The organism is Sphaerisporangium sp. NPDC051017, from assembly GCF_040683095.1.
Classification (GTDB): domain Bacteria; phylum Actinomycetota; class Actinomycetes; order Streptosporangiales; family Streptosporangiaceae; genus Sphaerisporangium.
This window is the reverse complement of record NZ_JBFBCI010000019.1, coordinates 66,689-81,295: the sequence shown is the minus strand read 5'-3', so window position 1 is coordinate 81,295 and position 14,607 is coordinate 66,689. Positions and strand designations below refer to the sequence as shown.

Here is a 14,607-nt window from a genome sequence, read left to right as displayed (position 1 = left end):
GCGGTGGCCCATGCGAACACGAGAGGAGATCCGCGTGACATCGATCGGCCTTGCCGTCATCGGGGCGGGCTATTGGGGGCCCAACCTGGTGCGCAACGCCATGGCGACCCCCGAGCTGCGCCTGGAGTGGCTGTGCGACCTCGACGAGGAGCGCGCGAAGGCGGTACTCGGCCGTTACACCACGGTGAGGCCGACCTCGTCCGTCGACCAGGTGCTGGCCGACCCGGCGGTGGAGGCCGTGGCCATCGCCACCCCCGCGCGCACGCACTTCGACCTGGTGCGCGCCGCCCTGGACGCCGGCAAGCACGTGCTGGTCGAGAAGCCCCTCACCCCGACCCACGAGGAGGGCGCGAAGCTGGTCGCCCTCGCCGAGGAGCGGAACCGGGTGCTGATGCTCGACCACACCTTCTGCTACACGCCGGTGGTCCGCAAGATCCGCGACCTGGTCGCGTCCGGCGAGCTCGGTGACGTGCAGTTCGTCGACTCCGTCCGCATCAACCTGGGCCTGGTCCAGCCGGACGTGGACGTGCTGTGGGACCTCGCGCCGCACGACCTGTCGATCCTCGACTTCGTGCTGCCCGAGGGCGTGACCCCGGTGGCGGTCGCGGCGCACAGCTCCGACCCGATCGGCGCGGGCAAGCCGTGCCTGGCCTACCTCACCCTGTGGCTGTCCTCGGGCGCCATCGCGCACGTCCACGTGAACTGGCTCAGCCCGACCAAGATCCGCACCACCGTGATCGGCGGCTCGCGCCGCACGATCGTGTGGGACGACGTCAACCCGGCCCAGCGCCTCGCCGTGTACGACCGGGGGGTGGACCTTTCGGCCGTAGGGGAGGACGAGCGACGGGCCGCCCTCATCTCCTATCGAACCGGTGACGTCGTCGTACCCGCCCTGCCCGAGCGTGAGGCGCTGCGCGGGGTGATGAGCGAGTTCGCGGCCTCCATCATCGAAGGCCGCGCCCCGCTGACGGACGGGAGGGCCGGGCTGCGCGTGCTGGCTCTGCTGGAAGCGGCGGGACGAAGCATCCAGAATGACGGCAGACGAATCGACCTGGGGGGATCCGCTCAATGATCAAGGACAGCCGCTGCCTGGTGACCGGGGGCGCGGGCACGATCGGCTCGACGATCGTGGACCGGCTTCTCGCCGCGGGCGCGGGCGAGGTGGTCGTGCTCGACAACTTCGTCCGGGGCCGCCGGGCCAACCTCGCCGCCGCCGAGGCGGTCGCCGAGGGGCGTCTGCGCGTGGTCGAGGGCGACATCCGCGACACCGCCCTCGTCCGGTCGGTGACCGCGGGCATGGACGTGGTGTTCCACCAGGCCGCCATCCGCATCACCCAGTGCGCCGAGGAGCCGCGCCTGGCCCTGGAGGTGCTGGTCGACGGCACCTACGAGGTCGTCGAAGCCGCGGCCGACGCGGGCGTCCGCAAGGTCGTCGCCGCCTCGTCCGCGTCGGTGTACGGCCTGGCCACCGAGTTCCCCACCCGCGAGGACCACCACCCGTACGACAACGACACCCTGTACGGCGCGGCCAAGACGTTCAACGAGGGCCTGCTGCGCAGCTTCAAGGCCATGCGCGGGCTCGACTACGTCGCCCTGCGGTACTTCAACGTGTACGGCCCGCGCATGGACATCCACGGGCTCTACACCGAGGTGCTGATCCGCTGGATGGAGCGCATCGAGAACGGCCAGCCGCCGCTGATCCTCGGCGACGGCCTGCAGACCATGGACTTCGTCTACACCGAGGACATCGCCCGCGCGAACCTGCTCGCCGCCGAGAGCGACGCGACCGACCAGGTGTTCAACATCGCCAACTCGACCGAGACCAGCCTGCGCGAGCTCGCCGAGACGCTGATGTCGGTGATGGGACGCACGGACCTCGGCCTGGAGTTCGGCCCCGCCCGCGCGGTGAACGGCGTCACCCGCCGCCTCGCCGACGTGAGCGCCGCCGCCGACCGGCTCGGCTGGAAGGCCGAGATCGGGCTGGAGGAGGGCCTGCGCCGCCTGGTCGCGTGGTGGCGCGCCGAGAAGGCCCGGTGAACGGTTCGATCGTCTACGCGGGAGGCACGCGTTACGACGGCGTGAGCGGCACGGACCGGCACATGGCCGACCGGCTGAGCGCGTTCACCGACGTCCTGTACGTCGACCCGCCGCGTCCGGTGCGCTCGGGTCTGCGCGACCCGGAGACCGGCGAGGCGGGCCACGTCCTGCGCCACGTCGCGCCGCGCCTGTGGCGGCTGAGCCCGGTGGCTCCGCCCGCCGCCTACCGTCCGGGCGTGGACCGGCTCACCGCGGCCCTCGCCCGGCGGGCCGTCCGCGGCGCCGCGCGCAAGGCGGGCCTGCGCATCGGGGGGGTCGTGGTGGCGGGGACGACCGACCTGCTGGACGTCCGGCCCGGCGCCCGCACCGTCCGGTACGTCACCGACGACCTGGTCGCCGGGGCGTCGCTGATCCGCATGTCCGCGTCCCGGCTGGCCCAGGCGGAGGCGCGCATGACGCGGCGGGCGGACGCGGTCGCCGTCGTCTCCCCCGGCCTGGTGGAGCGGGTGACGCGCCTGGGCCGCGACGCGACGCTCGTCCCCAACGGATGTGACGTGGCCGCGTACGCGTCGATCGACGACGCGCCGCCGCCCGCCGACCTGCCCGCCGGGCTGACCGGTGTGGCCGGATTCGTCGGGCACGTCAACGCGCGCATCGACGTCGCCCTGCTGGAGGCCGTCGCCGACACCGGCGCGCCGCTGGTGATCGTCGGGCCGAGAGGCGTCGGCTACGAGCCCGAGCGGTGGCCCGCGCTGATCGGCCGGGCGAACGTCCACTGGGTGGGCCGCAAGCCCTACGAGGAGCTGCCGTCCTACCTGCGGCTCATCGACGTCGGGCTCACGCCGTACACCGACACCGCGTTCAACCGGGCGAGCTTCCCGCTGAAGACGCTCGAATACCTGGCGGCCGGGCGGGGTGTCGTCTCCACCGACCTCCCGGCCACCGCGTGGCTGGAGGCGGGCCCGCTGATCCCGGTAGCCCGCACCCCGGCGGAGTTCGCCGCCACCGTCACCGCGCATCTGCGGATCCCGCGCACGCCGACGCTCGCCGAACGGCGGCGGGCCTTCGCGGCACGGCACGACTGGAACGAAAGGGTCCGCCTGCTGGCGGACCTCCTCGGATTAGAGATCAGGGAGGTGGCCGGGCGATGATCCCGGTGATGCGGCCGTGGTTCGGCCAGGAGGAAGAAGCGGCCGTCGGCGAGGTCATCGCCTCGGGCTGGGTCGCCCAGGGGCCGCGGGTCGCCGAGTTCGAGCGCCGGTTCGCCGCGAGCGTCCAGGCGGGTCACGGCGTCGCCGCCTCCTCCTGCACGACAGCGCTGCACCTGGCCCTGGTGCTCGCGGGGATCGGCGCCGGAGACGAGGTCGTGGTGCCGTCCCTGTCGTTCATCGCGACCGCCAACGCCGTCAAGTACGTCGGCGCGACCCCGGTGTTCGCCGACATCGACCCGGCGACCGGCAACCTCACCGCCAAGACCATCGAGGCCGCCCGCACCCCGCGCACCCGCGCGGTGATCGTCGTCCACCAGGGCGGCGTGCCGGCGGACGTGGAGGAGATCCGCGCCGCCCACGACGGGCTGGTCCTGGTCGAGGACGCCGCCTGCGCCGCCGGCTCGACCTACCGCGACCGGCCCGTGGGCGCGGGCGCGCACCTGGCCGCCTGGTCGTTCCACCCGCGCAAGCTGCTCACCACCGGCGAGGGCGGCATGCTCACCACCGACGACCCCGAGGTCGCGGCGCGGGCGAGGCGGCTGCGCGAGCACGGCATGAGCGTCAGCGCCGCCGACCGGCACGCCTCCGGGTCCACCGCGCCCGAGCAGTACACCGAGGTCGGCTTCAACTACCGCATGACGGACCTCCAGGCCGCCGTCGGGCTGGTCCAGCTCGGCAGGCTCACCGAGATGGTCGCCCGCCGCAGGGCGCTCGCGGCGCGCTACCTGAACCTGCTGGGCGGAGTCCCGGGCCTGACCATGGTGCGCGACCCCGAGCACGGCACGTCCAACTTCCAGTCGTTCTGGATCGCGCTGCCCGACGACTTCCCCCTGAGCCGGAACGAGCTGCTGGCGTTCCTCGCGGCGCGCGGCGTCTCGGCGCGGCGCGGCATCATGGCCGCCCACCTGGAGCCCGCGTACGCCGGGACCGCCACGGGCGACCTGCCCGCCACCGAATGGCTGACCGCGAACTCGCTGATCCTGCCGCTGTTCCACACCATGACCGACGCCGAGCACGACCAGGTCGTGGAGGCGATCCACGCCGCCGCGGGAAGCTGACCGTGCGCATCCTGGTGTACCCCCACGCCATGGAGGTCGGCGGCAGCCAGCTCAACGCCGTCGAGCTCGCCGCCGCCGTCCAGGCGCTGGGGCACGAGGTCGCCGTGATCGGCGAGCCGGGGCCGCTCGTCGAGTACGTCACCGGCGCGGGGCTCGAACACCTGCCCCTCGACCCCGCGCGGCGGCGGCCGTCGATGACCACCGTGCGCATGCTGCGCGACCTCGCCGTCCGGCGCGGGCTGGACGTGATCCACGGGTACGAGTGGCCGCCGGGCGTTGAGGCGTTCTACGCGGGCCTGCGCGGGCCGGCCGCCGCCGTGTGCACGATCATGTCGATGTCCGTGGCGCCGTTCCTGCCCGCGTCGCTGCCGCTAGTGGTGGGCACCCGTGAGATCCAGGAGCGGGCCGCGCCCGGCCGCAGGCACGTCCACCTCATCGAACCGCCCGTCGACGTCGTCGCCAACGCCCCCGGGCACCCGGTGGACGAGTTCCGGCGCGCGCACGACCTGCAGCCGGGGCCGTTCGACCTGGTCGTGGTCAGCCGCCTGGTGGCCGAGCTGAAGCTCGAAGGCATCCTCACCGCGATCGGCGTGGTCGGACGGCTCGCCGCCGAGCTGGACGTCCGGCTCGTCATCGTCGGCGACGGCCCGGCCCGCGCCGAGGTGGAACGGCGGGCCAAGGTCGCCAACGCCGCCGCCGGGCGCCGCGTCGTCGTGGTGACCGGGCAGCTCCTGGACCCCCGGCCCGCCTACGCCGCCGCCACCGTCTGCCTCGCCATGGGCGGCTCGGCGCTGCGGTCGCTCGCGTTCGCCAAGCCGCTCATCGTGCAGGGCGAGCTGGGCTTCTTCGAGCTGCTCACCCCCGAGACCGAGAAGATCTTCCTCGGCCAGGGCTGGTACGGCATCGGCGGCGGCGCCGAGGAAGGCGCGCCGCGCCTGGAGAGCATGCTGCGCGGCCTGCACGCGAGCGCAGGGCTGCGCGCGCGGCTCGGCGCGTACGGCAGGCGGCTGGTCGTCGAGCGGTTCAGCCTCGAACGGGCCGCGCGGGTGCAGCTCGGCATCTACGAACAGGCCGTCAGCGAGCGGCCCGCCGCCATGGACGCGGTCGGCACCGCCGCGGGCGTGCTGGGGTACAAGCTGCGGCGCAAGTACGAACGCCTGCGCGGCACCCACGCCCGCGACGACTTCAACGCGGTAGCCCGGAGCCCCAAATGACCGACCTGGACCCCGGAACCCTCCCGCCGCCGGGTCCCCCGTCCGACGCGGGCTCGCTGCGGGCGCGGGCGGGGAAGGCGCTGGGCTGGAGCTTTCTCAGCACCCTGGCCGCCCGGTTCGGGACGCTGGCCATCGGCATCACGCTCGCCCGCGTGCTCGGCCCGCACGAGTTCGGGACGTTCGCCGTCGCGCTGGTGGCGCTGCTCGCCATGCTGAGCATCAACGAACTCGGTGTCAGCCTCGCCATCGTGCGCTGGCCCGACGACCCGCGCACGATCGTCCCGACCGTCGCCACGCTCTCGGCCGCGTTCAGCGTGCTGGTCTGCGGCGCGTTCATGCTGGCCGCGCCCGCGTTCGCCGAGGCCATGGGCAACCCCGCCGCGACCGGGCCCGTCCGGGTGCTCTCGCTCAGCGTCCTCACCAACGGGCTGGTCGCCACGTCGGCGGCGCTGATCCAGCGGCACTTCATGCAGGGCCGCAAGATGATCGCCGACCAGGTGGACAACTGGCTCGGAGCCCTGGTCTCGCTCGGGCTCGCCCTGGCGGGGATGGGCGCGATGAGCCTGGCCATCGGACGGGTCGCCGGGTCTCTCGCGGGCGGCGCGCTGCTGGTCCACTTCGCGCCCGGACGGCTCCGGTTCGGCTTCGACCGGGACGTGGCGCGACGGCTGTTCGCGTTCGGCGTCCCGCTCGCCGGATCCTCCCTGCTGGTGTTCTTCGTCGGGTACGCCGACCAGCTCGTCATCGGACATGTCCTCGGGTCCACGGCGCTGGGTTTCTACGTGCTGGCCGTGAACCTCTCCGGGTGGCCGGTCGCGGTGTTCTCCCAGCCGGTGCGCGCCGTCGCGCCCGCCGCGTTCGCGCGGCTCCAGCACGACCGGCCGACGCTCAACCGGTCGTTCGTGGCGGTGGCCGGGCTGCTCGTCGGGCTCACCCTCCCGATCTGCCTGCTGCTCAGCGGGGCCGCCCCGGCGGTGATCAGGTTCGTGTACGGCGAGGAGTGGGCGCCGGCGGCCGTCGCCCTGGCCGGGCTGGGCGTCCTCGCCGGGCTGCGCATCTTCTTCGAGCTGGTCTACGACTATCTGGTGGTCATCGAACGGTCCCGCGCCGTGCTCGCCGTCCAGGCCCTGTGGCTCGTCGTGCTGGTCCCGGCCATGTGGATCGGCGTGAACCGGGACGGGCTGCGCGGCGCCGCCGTCGCGCTGGTCGCGGTGGCCGGGATCGTCGTCCTGCCCACCTACCTGGGCCAGCTCAGGCGGTCCGGGGTCCGGCTCCTCGACCTGGCCGCGAACCTCTGGCAGGCCGTGCTCGCCGCCGTGGCCGTCGCCGCCGTCGCGGTGCTGGCCGTCCGGATGTTGTCCCCGGATCTGCTGGTCCTCGCCGCCGCGGGCACGTTCGCCGTCCTGGTGGTCGGCCTGTACGGCTACCGCCGCCGCGGCGTGCTGCGCACCGTGAAGGAGACGTCATGATCGCCCCAGCCGGTGCGACAGCGGTGGGCTCGAAGCGGCGGGCCGCGTCCGTGAGTTCGCCGCCCGAGACCTCGCTCATGAAGTCCGAGACCCCGCTCATGAAGGAGTGCCGATGACGCCGCTTCTGATCGTCGGGGCGGGAGGGCTCGCGCGGGAGACCGTCCAGGTCGTCCACGCGATCAACGACGCGTCGCCCACCTGGGACCTGCTCGGCCACCTCGACGACGACCCCGCCAGGCACGGCACGGTCGTGGACGGCGTGCCCGTCCTGGCCGGGTCCGACGAGGCCCTCAAGCGCGAGGACGCCAAGATCGTGATCTGCACGGCGAACCCCCGGGACAACGCCGTCCGCTCCCGGATCGCCGCGCGCCTCGGCCTGCCGCCCGAGCGGTACGCCACGCTCGTGCACCCCGCCGCGAGCGTGTCCCGCTCGTCCTCGATCGGCCCGGGGTCGGTCGTGCTGGCCCAGGTCGTGCTGACCGCCGCCGTCACCGTCGGCGCCCACGTCTGCGTGATGCCGCACGTCACCCTCACCCACGACGACGTCGTCGAGGACTTCGTCACGCTCGCGGCGGGATGCCGTCTCGCCGGAGGCGTGCGCGTCGAGAGCGGCGCCTACGTCGGGTCCGGCGCGCTCGTCCGCGAGAACCTCACGATCGGCGCCCACGCCCTGGTAGGTATGGGGGCCGTCGTCACCAAGAACGTCCCCGCCCGAGAGGTTTGGGCGGGTGTGCCCGCACGATTCATCCGTCCCGCATCAGTCATCACGGAGCCCGGAAAATGATCCCATTCGTCGATCTGCGGTCTGCCCACGCCGAGGTGGCCGAGGAGGTGCTCCAGGGGTTCGACCGGGTACTCCAGGACACCGCCTTCGTCCAGGGCCCCGACGTCGCCGCCTTCGAGAAGGAATACGCCGAGTACTCCGGCGTGCCGCACTGCGTCGGCGTCGGCAACGGCACCGACGCGCTCGAACTGGCCCTGCGCGCCGCCGGGGCCCCCGCCGGGTCGCAGGCCGTGCTGCCCGCCAACACGTTCGTCGCCACCGCCGAGGCCGTCGTCCGCGCCGGGCTGCGTCCCGTGCTCGCCGACTGCGACGACGACCACCTGCTCATCGACCCCGCGTCCGCCGAGGCCGCCGTGGGCCCGGACACCGCGGCGATCCTGCCCGTCCACCTGTACGGCCAGCAGGCGCCCATGGCGGCCGTCCAGGACATCGCCACCCGGCACGGCCTGACCCTCGTCGAGGACGCCGCGCAGTCGCAGGGCTCCGAGCAGCAGGACCGCCCGCCCGTGGGCCTGGCCGCGACCAGCTTCTACCCGGGCAAGAACCTCGGCGCGTACGGCGAGGCGGGCGCCGTCCTCGCCTCCTCACCGGAGCCGGCGCGCGCCGTGCGGCTGCTGACCAACCACGGCAGCGAGGCGAAGTACCGGCACGAGACGCTCGGCTTCAACTCGCGCCTGGACACCCTGCAGGCCGTGGTGCTGCGAGCCAAGCTCAAGCGCCTGGCACGCTGGAACGAGCTGCGCCGCGCGGCCGCCGAGCGGTACGACAAGCTGCTGTCCGGCATCGAGGGCGTCCGCCTCCCGCGCACCGCCCCCGGCAACCTGCACGTCTGGCACCTGTACGTCGTCCGCGTCCCCGCGCGCGACAAGATCATGACCGGGCTGCACGCCGCCGGGATCCAGGCGCAGATCCACTACCCGACCCCCGTGCACCTCCAGCCGGCCTTCCGCGACCTCGGCTACGCCCACGGCGACTTCCCCGTCGCCGAAAAGGCCGCCACCGAGATCCTCTCCCTCCCGATGCACCCCCACCTGACCCCGTCCCAGCAGGAGCAGGTAGCCGAAACCCTGGAGAAAGTCCTCACCCGCCTCTAACCCGAACCGGAGCCCTGAGGGACGCCCCCAATCCGAGACGTCCCTCAGCTCCCTCCACAGCCAGGCCGAGCCTCCCACCGGCCGCCCCCCGAACCCAGGACAGCATCCGCTCAAGCTCCCATTTCCTGGAGTGGGGATCGCAGACCAGAGGGTCAGTCAGGTAATCACGCGAGAACCCCCATGGCGCGCCCCATGGGGAGGTGGAAGCCTCGACGAGCCCTAGGCGTCCCGTCATAGCGCCACCTCAAACCAGACGGTTCGCCCGGGCTCGGTCTGCCCCCAGCCCCAAGCCGAAGACAATTCCCGGACCAGCCACAGGCCACGACCGCTTTCGCTGAGCGGATCGACCTGCGCGGGAATCACCGGCATGCCATCCACCGAACCCTCGTCTCCTACTTCGACACGTATGGCCTGACCATCGTCGAACACCTGTAGCGCGAGCCGGGGAAAGCCCTGCACCCACGACAGATGCGGGGCTCCCTGCCGGCACACGTTGGTCAGGCCCTCCCGACGCCGACCGCTACCGCTGCGGGGGCACGCCCGAGCGACTCCACAGCCCACCCGGCGCTGATCCACTCCGCCTGGTCCAGTGCGGCGTGCCCGTCAACCACGACCGGGGTACGGGCGAGTCGCGCCAACCGCACAAGCCGCTCCCTGCCCACGCCGGTGAATTCCGGCCACGCGGTGAGGTGTAGCAGCACATCGGCGTCGACCAGGGCGTCGGCCGCGCTGTCGGCGTAGGACAACTCCGGGTGCGCGGCCCGGGCAATGCCGATCGCCATCGGGTCGTAGGCGGACACGATCCCGCCCTCCCCGTGGATAGCCAGCGCCACGGCGAGCGCGGGCGAATCGCGGATGTCGTCAACGCCCGGCTTGAAGGCCAGGCCCCAGACGCCCACCCGTCGGCCGAGCAGCACACCGCCGCACGCCTGCCGCGCCAATTCGACCGCGCGAGCCTGGCGGCGCTGGTTGATCGCGTCGGCTTCGGCCAGAATCTGCAGGTCGGCCAGACCCCGCTCCCGCCCTTGCGCGATCAGGCTCCGCAGGTCCTTCGGCAGGCACGAGCCGCCCCACCCAAGACCGGCGGCCAGGAAGTCGCCGCCTATACGCGGGTCGAGCGCCAGGGCCCGGCTCAGTTGCCGCACGTCGCCGGCCGTGGCCTCGCACAGCGCCGCAAACGCGTTGATGGACGACACCTTCGTGGCCAGAAACGCGTTGGCCGCTGTCTTGCACATCTCCGCCGTCGTGAGATCGGTAACGACGAGCGGCGACCCTGCGGCGATCTGGAAGTCCCACGCCTGCCGAAGCGTCGCCTCCGCGTCACCGGGGTCCGGCGGCAGACCCAGAACGATCCGCGACGGGCAGGCCGTGTCCTCCAGGGACATGCCCTCCCGGAGGAAGTCGGGGCTGCACACCACGGTGACCGTGACGCCGGCCGGGGCGAGGCTCCGGGCGACGCCACCGAGGTGGGCGGTCGTCCCAACGGGAACGCTCGACTTTACGACGATCACCGCGTCGCGCTCAAGCCGGGGAACCAGGTCGACCACTGCGGTGTTCAGGTCGCTCAGGTCGGCCGCGAGCTCGCCGCCCGCCTGCTGCGGCGTGCCGACGCACAAGATGTGCAGGTCGGCGTGGGCTGCCACGTCGTCGTAGGAGTTGGTGAAGCGAAGCGTCCCATCGTCGCGATGGCGGGCGATAGCCTCGGCCAGGCCGGGCTCCTCGAACGGTGCCCGGCCTGCGGACAAGATGCGGACAGTGGCCGGGGCGACGTCCAGGCCGAGCACCTCGTGACCCCCGATCGCCAGACCAGTGGCGTACGGGACTCCGAGCCTGCCGCATCCGATAACGCTGATCTTCATTGGGCACCTCCGAACGAAGGGACGGCCAGACCGTGCGGATGACGATGATCGGGTGTGGCCATCTGGGCGCGACACACGCGGCCTCGATGGCGGAGATCGGTCATGATGTTCTGGGGGTGGATATCGACGCAGCAAAGATCGAGACGCTGCGCGGGGGGAAAGCCTGGTTCCACGAACCGGAGCTGGACGACATGCTCACCCGGCACATCGCGTCCGGACGGCTCCGCTTCACCACAGACTTCGCCGAAGCGGGCGAGTTCGGCGACGTGCACTTCGTCGGCGTCGCCACTCCCGGCACAGACCGCGGCGAGTACGACCTGTCGCAGCTGTTCTCGGCGGTGTCGATGCTGGCCGAGCACCTGCACCGGCCCTGCGTGATCGTTGGCAAGTCGACCGTCCACGCCGGCACCACGGCGGCCGTGCGGGACCTCGTCCGCGAACTGGCCCCGGCCGGGGATGCCGTGGAGGTCGTGTGGAATCCCGAGTTTCTCCGTGAGGGTCACGCCGTACAGGACACCCTGCGCCCACACCGCATCGTCGTCGGCGTGAACAGCACCGAAGCCGAACGGGTCATCCGTGAGGCGTACGCGCCGATCACCGACGCCGGAGTGCCGCTCGTCGTGACCGACCCGGTGACCTGCGAGCTGGTGAAGGGCTCCGCGAACGCCTTCCTCGCCATGAAGATCAGCTTCATCAACGCCATGGGCGACCTGTGCGAAGCGGCCGGAGGCGACGTCCGACTGCTCGCCGATGCCATCGGGTTGGACCCCCGCATCGGCCGAGCGTTCCTCGACGCCGGGCTCGGCTACGGCGGCGGCTGCCTCCCCAAGGACGGGCGGGCGTTCGCCGCACGAGCCCGCGACCTCGGCGCGGAAGGCGCGGTCGAACTGCTGTCCGTGGTCGATCAGATCAACGCAGCCCGGCGTGACCGGGTCGTGGACCTCACCACGAAGACGCTCGGCGGTGACGTGACCGGACGGCGCATCGCCGTGTGGGGTGCGGCGTTCAAGGTCGGCACCGACGACATCCGCGATTCGCCCGCCCTGGACGTCGCCACCCGTCTGCACGCGGCAGGCGCCGCGCTCACCGTGTACGACCCGATGGCCATCGAGACCGCCCGCGCTGCCCACCCCGACCTCGGCTACGCCGACGACCCGATCCACGCGGCCCGCGGCGCCGACCTGCTGCTGGTGATGACCGGCTGGCCCGAGTTCCGCGCCATCAATCCCCAAGATCTGGGCGGCGTCGTCGCCCAGCGGGTCGCGATCGACACCCGGGCCGTGCTCCACGACGTCTGGTGGAACGAGCACGACTGGACCATCCACCGGCCCGGGCGCGGTTAGGCGCTTCACGGGCGCTGGCCGACGATCACCGCGGCCTGCACGGTCGCGGTGAACCGCCCGTCCGGCTGCATGTCGGTCAGCGTCCTGCGCAGCGCCTGCTCGTACGTGTCGGCCTGGTCGCCGAGGACGGCCCGGCTGGAGAAAGCGTAGGTGAACTGCATGCCGATCAGCTCGTCCAGCGACAGGCTGAGCCGCTGGTCGGCGCGCAGTACCCGGACCTGCGACCACGGGGAGCGGCGCAGCACCGTCTCGTGGTCCTCGGCGAGGTACTGGTATGGCACACCGGCACCAGCGGCCCGGTGCGTCCCAAGGTAGTGATCGCGCAGGTGGTCCAGGACAGGCTCCCACCAGGCGCGCGCGGTGCCGATCGCGTGGCTTACCAGGACCGCCACGAACCCGCCCGGGACTACGACCTTGTCGAGGTCGGCGAGGACCTGGTCTCGGTCCATGTAGTGGAACGCGTCGCCGATCGTCGCTCCGCGCGCCGCTGGCAGCTCGTCCACGTTGGTGGAGTCGCCTACCTGCCAGGTGATGCCGTCGACGCCGAGGTCGGCCGCGTGCATGCGGCCCGCCTTCAACATCTCCGTCGACGGGTCGGCCGCCAGCACGGGCAGGCCCCGCTGGGCCAGCTGCAACGCGACCCGGCCGGTCCCGCACCCGAGGTCCAGCACGGGCGCGCCGGTCGGATGGGCGCCCGGTTGGGCGAGGCCGGTCACGTACTCGACGAGAGCAGCCGGGAAGTCCGGCCGGTACCGCGTGTAGTCGTCCGCAGTGGTCGCGAAGATCGCGCCAGGGTCTGGGTAGCGAACGCTGGTCAGGGGATGCACATGCGCCTCCGTTGGCCGAGTGAGTGGGCTCCCCACCACCCCTGTGTGATGTATTCATGACTGTCGGTCACTGGGTGTGTCGACCTCCACCCACGCGGCGGGGGAGTTACAGACCCGGCCGCCCGATCCCGCTGGCGTGCCGCCCAGGTGTGTGGTCATCTACGGGTGAAGCGCCACCAGCAAGGTCGGATCGAGGGACGTGAGGAGGAGGGCCGTCCAATGGCTTCCGGCGTCGAGCTGCCTCGCCGCCTCAGCAGGGGCGACATCCTGCAACTCCGCTCGACCATGGCCGGGCTCGGCGCGAGCACCAGGCAGATCGCCGCGGCGATCGCCGCCGCCCACGGCGTGAACATGCGGGTGGCGTTCCGGCTCGCGCTGGGACTCACACAGGACGGCGTCGCGGACCTGTACAACCAGCTGTGGCCGAGCGACAAACCGAAAACGGGGAAGTACATCTCGTACTGGGAACGGTGGGAGGGGCCGGGAAGCCCGGCATCGCCGAATGCCCGGGAACCGAGTTATACCGACATCATCCGCCTAGCGCAGATCTACCGATGTCTGATAGATGACCTAATAGGAACGCCGACTGCTGCAGTAGCTACCGGTGACGGGGGGAACGCGACGAACCGCCGAACAGCCATACGGGTCGGTCTGCTGTCCGCGGCCACCCCCTGGATCAACGATGTCGTGACTCCACTGGCGGGGGCCACGCGCTCGACCGATCCCAGAACCGGCCGCGGCGGGGCGGCGCCGCTACCGCTTGAGGTCGTCGACTCCCTCGACGTGATCACCGACCAACTGCGCCGCATGGACGACCAGTTGGGCGGCGGTGCCCTCCTGGCGCTGGTACAGCAGCACGTGACCAGCGCGGTCGACCTGCTGAACAACCGCCGCTACAGCGACGTCGTGGGGCTGCGACTGCACAGCGCGGTCGCCGAACTGCTCCGCCTAGCCGGGTTCCTGTCCTTCGACACCTCCGCGCACGCCCAAGCCCAGCAGTACTGGTCGGCCGCGCTGCGCGCCGCCTACGCCGCCGGCGATCGGGCGTTGACCGCGAACATCCTCGGCTTCCTGTCGTGCCAGGCGAAAGACCTCGGCCGGACCCGGGAAGCGATCACCCTCGCCGAGACCGCCCGCAACGGCTACCCCGGCGCCAGCCCGCAGGTGACCGCGATCCTGCACCTGCGCGTAGCGGAGGCGTACGCCAACGACGACGCGACCAGCACCCGCACGGTCGCGGCCTGCAGGCGGGCCATCGACGCCGCGTTCGACGTACTCGGCGACTCCTCCGCCTCATCGGGGGCACCGGCCTGGTGCTATTGGATGACCGAGGCCCAAGCGCACGCCCAGGCTGGGTACTGCTACCTGCGACTCGGCGACCACACCCGCGCCCGCGCACACCTGCGCAGCGGGCTACGCCTGCAATCAGCGACGCACTCACGCGAGGGCGCGCTCCGCCACGTCCTGCTCGCCACGACGTACGTGCAGCAGCCCCAACCGGACATCGACAAAGCGCTCGAGTACGGGGGCCGCGCCGTCGACGCGCTGACCGGCCAGGTCGACTCCGCGCGCTGCGTCGGGCACACCTCCCGCCTCGTGAAGTCCCTCAAGCCGTACGGATCGCCTGAGGTCCACGCATTCGTCGAGCGTGCCCGCCCGCTGCTCCAGGCGAAAGCGTAGGAGCCTCGCACCGTACCGCATGGGCGCCACC

The 14,607-nt window shown here is 72.1% G+C and carries 13 protein-coding genes; 10 read left to right on the top strand and 3 right to left on the bottom strand.

The window, feature by feature from the left end:
• Nucleotides 1–34: 34 nt before the first annotated feature.
• From AB0M95_RS17805 to AB0M95_RS17770, 8 genes are all read left to right on the top strand, one after another.
• Nucleotides 35–1,072 carry a Gfo/Idh/MocA family oxidoreductase gene (locus tag AB0M95_RS17805; protein ID WP_358516945.1) on the top strand — a complete coding sequence of 346 codons (1,038 nt, stop codon included), beginning with the start codon at nt 35–37 and terminating at the stop codon, nt 1,070–1,072.
• A complete protein-coding gene (locus tag AB0M95_RS17800; RefSeq protein WP_363765377.1) occupies nt 1,069–2,037 on the top strand; it encodes an NAD-dependent epimerase/dehydratase family protein in 969 nt (322 codons plus the stop codon). The genes AB0M95_RS17805 and AB0M95_RS17800 overlap by 4 nt, the downstream gene beginning before the upstream one ends.
• The gene (locus AB0M95_RS17795) at nt 2,034–3,188 is read left to right on the top strand and encodes a glycosyltransferase (RefSeq protein ID WP_363765374.1); all 1,155 of its coding nucleotides are present in this window, start codon (nt 2,034–2,036) and stop codon (nt 3,186–3,188) included. The genes AB0M95_RS17800 and AB0M95_RS17795 overlap by 4 nt, the downstream gene beginning before the upstream one ends.
• Nucleotides 3,185–4,306 carry a DegT/DnrJ/EryC1/StrS family aminotransferase gene (locus AB0M95_RS17790; RefSeq protein WP_363765371.1) on the top strand — a complete coding sequence of 374 codons (1,122 nt, stop codon included), beginning with the start codon at nt 3,185–3,187 and terminating at the stop codon, nt 4,304–4,306. The genes AB0M95_RS17795 and AB0M95_RS17790 overlap by 4 nt, the downstream gene beginning before the upstream one ends.
• A gap of 2 nt (nt 4,307–4,308) precedes the next feature.
• The gene (locus AB0M95_RS17785; RefSeq protein ID WP_363765368.1) at nt 4,309–5,520 is read left to right on the top strand and encodes a glycosyltransferase; all 1,212 of its coding nucleotides are present in this window, start codon (nt 4,309–4,311) and stop codon (nt 5,518–5,520) included.
• Entirely contained in the window at nt 5,517–6,989 is a 1,473-nt protein-coding gene (locus AB0M95_RS17780; RefSeq protein WP_363765365.1) for an oligosaccharide flippase family protein, read from the top strand. The genes AB0M95_RS17785 and AB0M95_RS17780 overlap by 4 nt, the downstream gene beginning before the upstream one ends.
• A gap of 112 nt (nt 6,990–7,101) precedes the next feature.
• On the top strand, nt 7,102–7,773 hold the full coding sequence (locus AB0M95_RS17775) for an acetyltransferase (protein ID WP_363765362.1): 672 nt from the start codon (nt 7,102–7,104) through the stop codon (nt 7,771–7,773).
• Nucleotides 7,770–8,867, top strand: a complete 1,098-nt coding sequence (locus tag AB0M95_RS17770; protein WP_363765359.1) for a DegT/DnrJ/EryC1/StrS family aminotransferase — start codon at nt 7,770–7,772, stop codon at nt 8,865–8,867. Before AB0M95_RS17775 ends, AB0M95_RS17770 begins: the two co-directional genes overlap by 4 nt.
• 231 nt (nt 8,868–9,098) lie before the next feature.
• Here the strand turns inward: AB0M95_RS17770 and AB0M95_RS17765 are convergent, their stop codons facing one another.
• Together AB0M95_RS17765 and AB0M95_RS17760 are read right to left on the bottom strand one after the other, a co-directional pair.
• A complete protein-coding gene (locus AB0M95_RS17765) occupies nt 9,099–9,326 on the bottom strand; it encodes an ATP-binding protein (RefSeq protein ID WP_363765356.1) in 228 nt (75 codons plus the stop codon).
• 38 nt (nt 9,327–9,364) lie between these two features.
• The gene (locus tag AB0M95_RS17760) at nt 9,365–10,726 is read right to left on the bottom strand and encodes a UDP-glucose/GDP-mannose dehydrogenase family protein (RefSeq protein WP_363765353.1); all 1,362 of its coding nucleotides are present in this window, start codon (nt 10,724–10,726) and stop codon (nt 9,365–9,367) included.
• A gap of 38 nt (nt 10,727–10,764) precedes the next feature.
• Between AB0M95_RS17760 and AB0M95_RS17755 the strand changes: the two genes are divergently transcribed.
• The gene (locus tag AB0M95_RS17755) at nt 10,765–12,069 is read left to right on the top strand and encodes a UDP-glucose/GDP-mannose dehydrogenase family protein (RefSeq protein ID WP_363765350.1); all 1,305 of its coding nucleotides are present in this window, start codon (nt 10,765–10,767) and stop codon (nt 12,067–12,069) included.
• 5 nt (nt 12,070–12,074) lie between these two features.
• Here AB0M95_RS17755 and AB0M95_RS17750 read toward each other — a convergent pair whose 3' ends face one another.
• A complete protein-coding gene (locus tag AB0M95_RS17750; RefSeq protein ID WP_363765347.1) occupies nt 12,075–12,896 on the bottom strand; it encodes a methyltransferase domain-containing protein in 822 nt (273 codons plus the stop codon).
• Nucleotides 12,897–13,115: 219 nt separating this feature from the next.
• On the opposite strand from AB0M95_RS17750, the gene AB0M95_RS17745 reads away from it, so the two are divergent.
• A complete protein-coding gene (locus AB0M95_RS17745; protein ID WP_363765344.1) occupies nt 13,116–14,576 on the top strand; it encodes a hypothetical protein in 1,461 nt (486 codons plus the stop codon).
• The last annotated feature ends 31 nt before the right edge of the window (nt 14,577–14,607 follow it).

Bases quoted from the DNA above. Each gene is read 5' to 3' on its own strand.
- AB0M95_RS17800 (WP_363765377.1), top strand. From the start codon at position 1,069: ATGATCAAGGACAGCCGCTGCCTGGTGACCGGGGGCGCGGGCACGATC.
- AB0M95_RS17790 (WP_363765371.1), top strand. From the start codon at position 3,185: ATGATCCCGGTGATGCGGCCGTGGTTCGGCCAGGAGGAAGAAGCGGCC.
- AB0M95_RS17780 (WP_363765365.1), top strand. From the start codon at position 5,517: ATGACCGACCTGGACCCCGGAACCCTCCCGCCGCCGGGTCCCCCGTCC.
- AB0M95_RS17775 (WP_363765362.1), top strand. From the start codon at position 7,102: ATGACGCCGCTTCTGATCGTCGGGGCGGGAGGGCTCGCGCGGGAGACC.
- AB0M95_RS17770 (WP_363765359.1), top strand. From the start codon at position 7,770: ATGATCCCATTCGTCGATCTGCGGTCTGCCCACGCCGAGGTGGCCGAG.
- AB0M95_RS17760 (WP_363765353.1), bottom strand. From the start codon at position 10,726: ATGAAGATCAGCGTTATCGGATGCGGCAGGCTCGGAGTCCCGTACGCC.
- AB0M95_RS17755 (WP_363765350.1), top strand. From the start codon at position 10,765: ATGACGATGATCGGGTGTGGCCATCTGGGCGCGACACACGCGGCCTCG.
- AB0M95_RS17745 (WP_363765344.1), top strand. From the start codon at position 13,116: ATGGCTTCCGGCGTCGAGCTGCCTCGCCGCCTCAGCAGGGGCGACATC.